The sequence below is a fragment of the Armatimonas sp. genome, from assembly GCF_031410135.1.
Classification (GTDB): domain Bacteria; phylum Armatimonadota; class Armatimonadia; order Armatimonadales; family Armatimonadaceae; genus Armatimonas.
The window spans coordinates 1-5,843 of the sequence record NZ_JANNYP010000390.1 but is presented as its reverse complement, the minus strand read 5'-3'; the positions used below and the strand labels follow the sequence as shown (position 1 = coordinate 5,843).

At 58.9% G+C, this 5,843-nt stretch carries 7 protein-coding genes; all 7 read right to left on the bottom strand.

From position 1 onward, the window contains the following. A partial coding sequence (locus RMO15_RS14225) for a hypothetical protein (protein WP_309713861.1) occupies nucleotides 1-739 on the bottom strand: 739 nt, incomplete at its 3' end. A 9-nt stretch (nucleotides 740-748) separates the two neighbouring features. Continuing rightward, nucleotides 749-2,197: a bifunctional 2-methylcitrate dehydratase/aconitate hydratase gene (locus RMO15_RS14220; protein WP_309713858.1), complete on the bottom strand. Its 1,449-nt coding sequence runs from the start codon at nucleotides 2,195-2,197 to the stop codon at nucleotides 749-751. Nucleotides 2,198-2,206: 9 nt separating this feature from the next. After that, on the bottom strand, nucleotides 2,207-2,800 hold the full coding sequence (locus tag RMO15_RS14215; RefSeq protein ID WP_309713855.1) for a PspA/IM30 family protein: 594 nt from the start codon (nucleotides 2,798-2,800) through the stop codon (nucleotides 2,207-2,209). 25 nt (nucleotides 2,801-2,825) lie between these two features. Continuing rightward, nucleotides 2,826-3,104: a hypothetical protein gene (locus RMO15_RS14210; protein ID WP_309713852.1), complete on the bottom strand. Its 279-nt coding sequence runs from the start codon at nucleotides 3,102-3,104 to the stop codon at nucleotides 2,826-2,828. Nucleotides 3,105-3,508: 404 nt separating this feature from the next. After that, complete coding sequence (locus tag RMO15_RS14205; protein ID WP_309713849.1) at nucleotides 3,509-4,936, bottom strand: DUF1501 domain-containing protein; 1,428 nt, start codon at nucleotides 4,934-4,936, stop codon at nucleotides 3,509-3,511. Further along, complete coding sequence (locus RMO15_RS14200; RefSeq protein ID WP_309713846.1) at nucleotides 4,933-5,565, bottom strand: DUF4276 family protein; 633 nt, start codon at nucleotides 5,563-5,565, stop codon at nucleotides 4,933-4,935. The genes RMO15_RS14205 and RMO15_RS14200 overlap by 4 nt, the downstream gene beginning before the upstream one ends. Further along, on the bottom strand, nucleotides 5,562-5,843 hold a 282-nt coding region (locus tag RMO15_RS14195; protein ID WP_309713843.1), incomplete at its 5' end, for an AAA family ATPase. The genes RMO15_RS14200 and RMO15_RS14195, both read right to left, overlap by 4 nt.

Here is a 5,843-nt window from a genome sequence, read left to right as displayed (position 1 = left end):
TTCCGGCGTGCTTGCCCCACTTCACCTCGGGGTCGTAGCCATCGGTGCCATCAGGTGGCTTGAGCACCGACCAGGCATCGAACTCATCGCGCTTGCGCTCCCAGAGTGCCACGAGCATCGTGTTGGGATCGTCTGGCTTGACCGCGATATCCACCACACCAGTCTTGTTGTCGAAGTAGAGAACCTTCGCCCAGGTCTTGCCGCCATCGGTGGTTTTGAAGAGCCCACGCTCCTCGTTCTCGCCGTAGAGCCGCCCCAGCGCCCCGACATAGACCGTGTTGGGGTCTTTGGGGTCAATGACGATATCCCCGATCTGGTAGGAGCCCTTCAGCCCCATGTTCTGCCAGGTCTTGCCGCCGTCTACGGACTTGTACACCCCATCACCGTAGCTCACCGAGTTGCGCGGGTTGTTCTCACCCGTGCCCACCCAGACCACTTTAGGGTTGCTCTGTGCCACTGCCACAGCTCCGATCGAGACCGTGCTCTCTTTATCGAACTGGTGCTCAAATGTCGTGCCGTTGTTGGTGGTCTTAAGGAGCCCTCCAGAGGCCGTGGCGATCCAGTACTGGTTCGGATCGGCCTCGTAGACCGCCATCCCGATAATACGTCCGCCCATGGTCGGCGGCCCGAGGGCACGCCACTTGAGCGACTTTATCCAGCTATCAGGGACGGTGACAGGCGCTGCCGCTTGCTTGGGGAGCGCATAGACCAATGCAGGGGGTAGGGGCAAGGAAAACATGCCCCCAGTTTACCTGACAAACAGTGCCATGAAATCCGGGACGCTGGTCGCGGCGAGCTGCTCGGCGTTTTTGCCCAGTGCCAGGATCGCCTCACAGCGCTCGGGCGTAAAATGCGTGGCGAGGTTGTGCTCCAGTTTTTCTAAAAGCTTTGGAATCCCTTCGTCCCGGCGGCGACGGTGCCCCAGGGGATACTCCACTTCGATTTTCTCCGTCGCACTGCCATCGGTGAAGAACACCTGCACGGCGTTGGCGATGGAGCGCTTGTCCGCTTCTAAGTACTCCTGGCTGTAGCGCGGCTCCTCGCGGACGACCATCTTCTCGCGCAGGGTGTCGAGCTCCGGGTGGGCAGTCACGAAGCTGTCCTCGTAGTGCTCGGCAGTAAGATTTCCAAAGCGCAGCCCGACCGCAGTCATGTACTGGAGGCAGTGGTCCCGGTCCGCCGGGTTGTTCAGCGGCCCTACTTTGGAGATGATCCGAATCGCCGACTCATGGGTCGTCAGCTCGATGCGCTCGATCTCGCTCAGCCGGTCTTTCACCTGTGGGTGGAGCCGAACGGCAGCCTCGACGGCGGTCTGGGCATGAAACTCGGCGGGGAAGGAGATCTTGAAGAGAATATTCTCCATGACATAGCTCCCGAAAGGCTGAGAGAGCGAGAAAGGCTTCCCGCCGAAGAGCACGTCATAAAACCCCCACCGCGGCGCGGTGAGTGCTGTGGGAATCCCCAGCTCCCCCCCGACCGCCAGGAGCGCGAGACGCACTGCTCGGGAGGTCGCATCCCCCGCCGCCCAGGACTTGCGTGGCCCGGCATTGGGCGCGTGGCGGTAGGTGCGGAGCGCCTGCCCGTCCACCCAGGCATGCGAGAGCGCTGCAATTATCTGCCCACGATCCGCCCCCAGAAGCTTTGCCACGACCGCTGTGGACGCCACTTTCACCAGCACCACATGGTCTAGCCCGACCCGGTTGAAGCTATTGGTCAGCGCGAGCACGCCCTGGATCTCATGCGCCTTGACCATCGCCTCCAGCACCATCTGCATGGTCAGCGGCGCTTTTCCCTCCGCCACTCGCACTTGTGAGAGGTAGTCCGCCACGGCCAGAATCCCACCGAGGTTGTCCGAAGGGTGCCCCCACTCCGCGGCGAGCCAGGTGTCGTTGTAGTCCAGCCAGCGGACGATGCAGCCAATGTCAAATGCCGCCTTGATCGGATCGAGCCGAAAGTCCGTCCCTGGCACCCGCGCCCCGTTTGGCACCACGGTTCCAGGCACCACCGGCCCCAGATGGCGCACGCAAGCCGGAAAGCTCAGCGCCAGAATCCCACAGCCCAGCGTGTCGAGCAAGCAAAGCCGCGCGGTATCGAGCGCCAGCGCACTCGGTGGCGCGTCGCCCTGCACATAGTCCGCAATTGCCACCAGCACATCATCGGGCGCGGGGCGGTCATTTAGATCAAAGTGACTACTCATAGAGCTGTTTTACCTCAAGGCGAAGATAAATAGCCCGACGATCGCCAGCAGCAAAAAGCCCACCAGCTCCCGCGCCGTCTTGCGGTCAATGGTTGGCTCGGGAGGTTGTGCGAGGTGCCACACTCCAATCTGGCGAAGCTCATCCTCCATCGCGAGTTGAATCTCACCTTGCTTCCACTTTGCTTTGAGCGTCAGAATCTGCGCCACTTTCTCACGTACTTGCTCTTCCTCACGCTCAATGGCACGTTTAACCTGCTCGACTGTCTCCTCGGCCTGCTCCAAGGTCTCCTCTGAACTCCGAAGCGACTCCGCAAAGCTTTGCTTTTCCCGCAGTAATTTATCGGCTAGCGTCAGCTCGTCCTTAGCAATGGCTATGTCTGCCTTTTCCTGAAGGTTCTGTACGGTCTTTTTCAGATCATCTACTTGGTTTAACAGATTGTTTTTCTGCGTAATCGCCATAACGGCTCGCTCTCGATGCCGAGCGTGAAGCTCAAACATCTGCCGTCTGGCACGGTCGAGAAGCAGACCAGCGGACTCTTCCTCTGGAGGACGGCGTTTGGGGAGAGGGAACAGATAGCGAAGTAGGGCAAGATGGCGTTGCATTGAAATTCTCCCAGGTTTTTCAGTTTCAGGGCGTGTGAAGAGCAGGCAGAGGCTTGGTGACGAGAACCTTGCGACTCGGAATGTCAATCTCCGCGACTTGGATATTTTTCTGCTGGCGGTAGACCAGCAAGAACGTGTTGGGAGCACTCCGGGTCGTCCCCAGCACTTCGTCAATATTAGTTAGAACATCATGGTAGTCTGTCCCATCAGGACGTGCGAAGCCAACCGAGAAAGCATCCTCGGCGTTTAACTTGTTATCTTTGTTGCTGTCTTGTGAGGCATACTCGACGTAGAGCCATTCCACACGTAATTTTTTGGAATCACTACTTTCGTCACTTGGATCAACGATGCCGACTCGTAGTGGCAGTAGTGTGCGGACGAGGCCACGGTTGCTGGCGAGTAGGAAGTGAGATGACTTATCTGTGGTGCGAACAAAGAGGTAGTTACCCGTGAATCCCGCACTGCCACTACGTCCTGAGTAATCAGAGTATCCCGAGGATCCGTAAGATTCTGTGCCGAGTGTGATGGGCGCGTAGAGTACTCCTGCGCCTGTTAAGCTTTCAAAATGCCCGAGCTTCCAGTCTGAGGGCTTTGGCGTTTGTGAGACGCCCCGAGACTCTGAGGGTGGGGTGGAGCACGCGAGTGGGATAATTGCTGCTCCGGCCAGCAGAAAAAGAGTTCGGAAAAAGCGAGTGGTTTTCATTGTTGTTAAGCCAGAATTTCGGTTACCACCGTTCCGTAGACATCGGTGAGGCGGTAGTTTCGTCCTCCGTAAAGATACGTTAGTTTTGTGTGATCTATTCCCATCAGGTGCAAAATCGTGGCGTGTAGGTCGTGGACATGGACTTTCTTATCCTGCGCGTGCCAGCCGTATTCGTCGGTGGAGCCATGAACCATGCCACCTTTCACGCCACCGCCGGCTAGCCACATGGAGAAGCCAAACGGATGGTGCTCGCGGCCATCCATACTCTCCGCGGTGGGCGTGCGCCCGAACTCCCCGCCCCAGATCACCAGTGTGTCTTCTAGTAAGCCGCGCGCATTGAGGTCTTTGAGCAGAGCTGCAATCGGCTGGTCCGTGGCGGCGCAGTTATTGGGCAGCTCGGTCTTGAGGCCCCCGTGCTGGTCCCAGAGCTGGCAGCTGGAGCGCTTGGAGGTAGCAGTATGGTAGACTTGCACCATCCGCACGCCGCGCTCGACCAAGCGCCGCGCCATCAGGCACTGCCGCCCAAAGGTCTCGGTGAGCGGGTTATCGAGGCCGTAGAGCTTCTTGGTCTCCGCACTCTCCTTCTCGACATCAAAGGCGTCAGGTGCCTCACGCTGCATGCGAAACGCCAGCTCGAAGCTCTGGATGCGGCCTTCTAATTGCGCATCGCCGGGCCGGGCGGCCTTGTGCGCGGCGTTTAATTGCGCCAGCAAGTCCAGCTGCTCGCGCTGCTTCTGCCCCGAGAGCTTGGCATTGCTCAGATTCGCAATGGGGTTCTTGAGATCGCTGACAAGAGTCCCTTGAAATTCTGCGGGCAGGAAGCTACTCGTCCAGAGCGGTGCGCCTTGCGCGGGCTGGGCGGGCGAGAGCACGACATAGCCCGGCAGGTTTTTATTAGCCGTCCCCAGCCCATACAAAAGCCACGAGCCCAGCGACGGCCGCGAGAACGCCTGCTCACCCGTGTTCATCTGGAGGCACGCGCCGTTGTGGTTGATGTTGTCGGCGACCATGGAGCGAATGACGCACAGGTCGTCCACGCACTCCGCCACTTTGGGAAAGAGTTCGCTCACCTCGGTGCCGCACTGGCCGTGCTTCTTGAACTGCCACGGCGAGCCGAGGAGATTTCCGGTCTTAGTGCGCTCCAGCGACGGCTTGGCAAACGGCAGCGGCTTGCCCATATCAGCAGTCAGGCGCGGCTTGGGGTCAAACGTGTCCACGTGCGACGGTCCACCAGACATGAAGAGGAAAATGACGCGCTTGGCTTTTGGCCTCGCACCTAACCTCTCCCCAACCCCCGGGTACCCTCTGGGTGCGGGCGCTCGTCCCTCGCTGGGAAAGGGGCTCTTAGCGGTGGCTTCGTCGGCGAGCAGGCTCGCGAGGCCGAGCATTCCAAAGCCCGTCCCCCAGTTTTGCAAAATCTCACGTCGTGTCATTGTCGTGCTTCCTGTGCTAGTTTTAGCAGTTCTTCTAGCATTTCCTGTAAGTACGGGCACTTTGCCGCTACCAACTCTGGGTCGAGCTTGGGAAAGCGGTTGCGTGCCTCGGTCACTTTTTTGTAGTCGCGCTTTAGCTCACGCGAGAAGGTCGCCTCTAAGAGCTTGGCGGGCGGCGTGTCAAAGTTGACCCGCTCCGGGTGGGCGGCCTTCTTCTCCAGCGCCTTACGCACCTCCGTGGGAAAATCGCTCAGGCTGGCGAGAAACCAGGCTTCGGTTTCATGGACAGCAAAAAACTGTCGGTAGCGCTCCTGCGCAACTTTATCCTCGATGTCTTTTTTTAGCCAATCGTAGCGCTCTTTGACAGTAGAAATATCGTCTGGGTAGAGTGTCACGCCGTAGAGGTCAATTAGCCCGATTACCGCGATAATCTCGCTCTGCTTGGAGGAAGTGAGGTAGAGATTAGCTTTCTTTTTCGCATCGCGCACCAGATCGCTCCAGCCCTCAAAGCGCACCACATCAATCCCGACAGGCGCGTCGAGCCGTGCATCCAGCCAGCGCTTCAGAAACCCAGACAGACCTGCCGCCTCGGTGTAGCCCTCGACAAACAGGATGAACTTCTGGCTCACGCCGCGTCCTGCCGCCGCGCCAGAAACTCGGACTCCAATTCCCCGGAGCGAAAGAGCGCCCCAAGTGAGTAATCCTTGAGAAAGTGCTTCAGTTCGTCGTCATCCACGATATGCAGCTTTGTCTGCCCGTCTTCCCATTTTGCCACGGTGGTGGTTGGGCGCGTGTCCCGAAACGCATCTAAAAACTGATCGGAGTGCGTCGTAAAGATCACCTGCGTCTTCTTCGACGCCTCCACAGCCAGCTCCGCGATCAGCGGCATCATCGACGGATGCAGGCC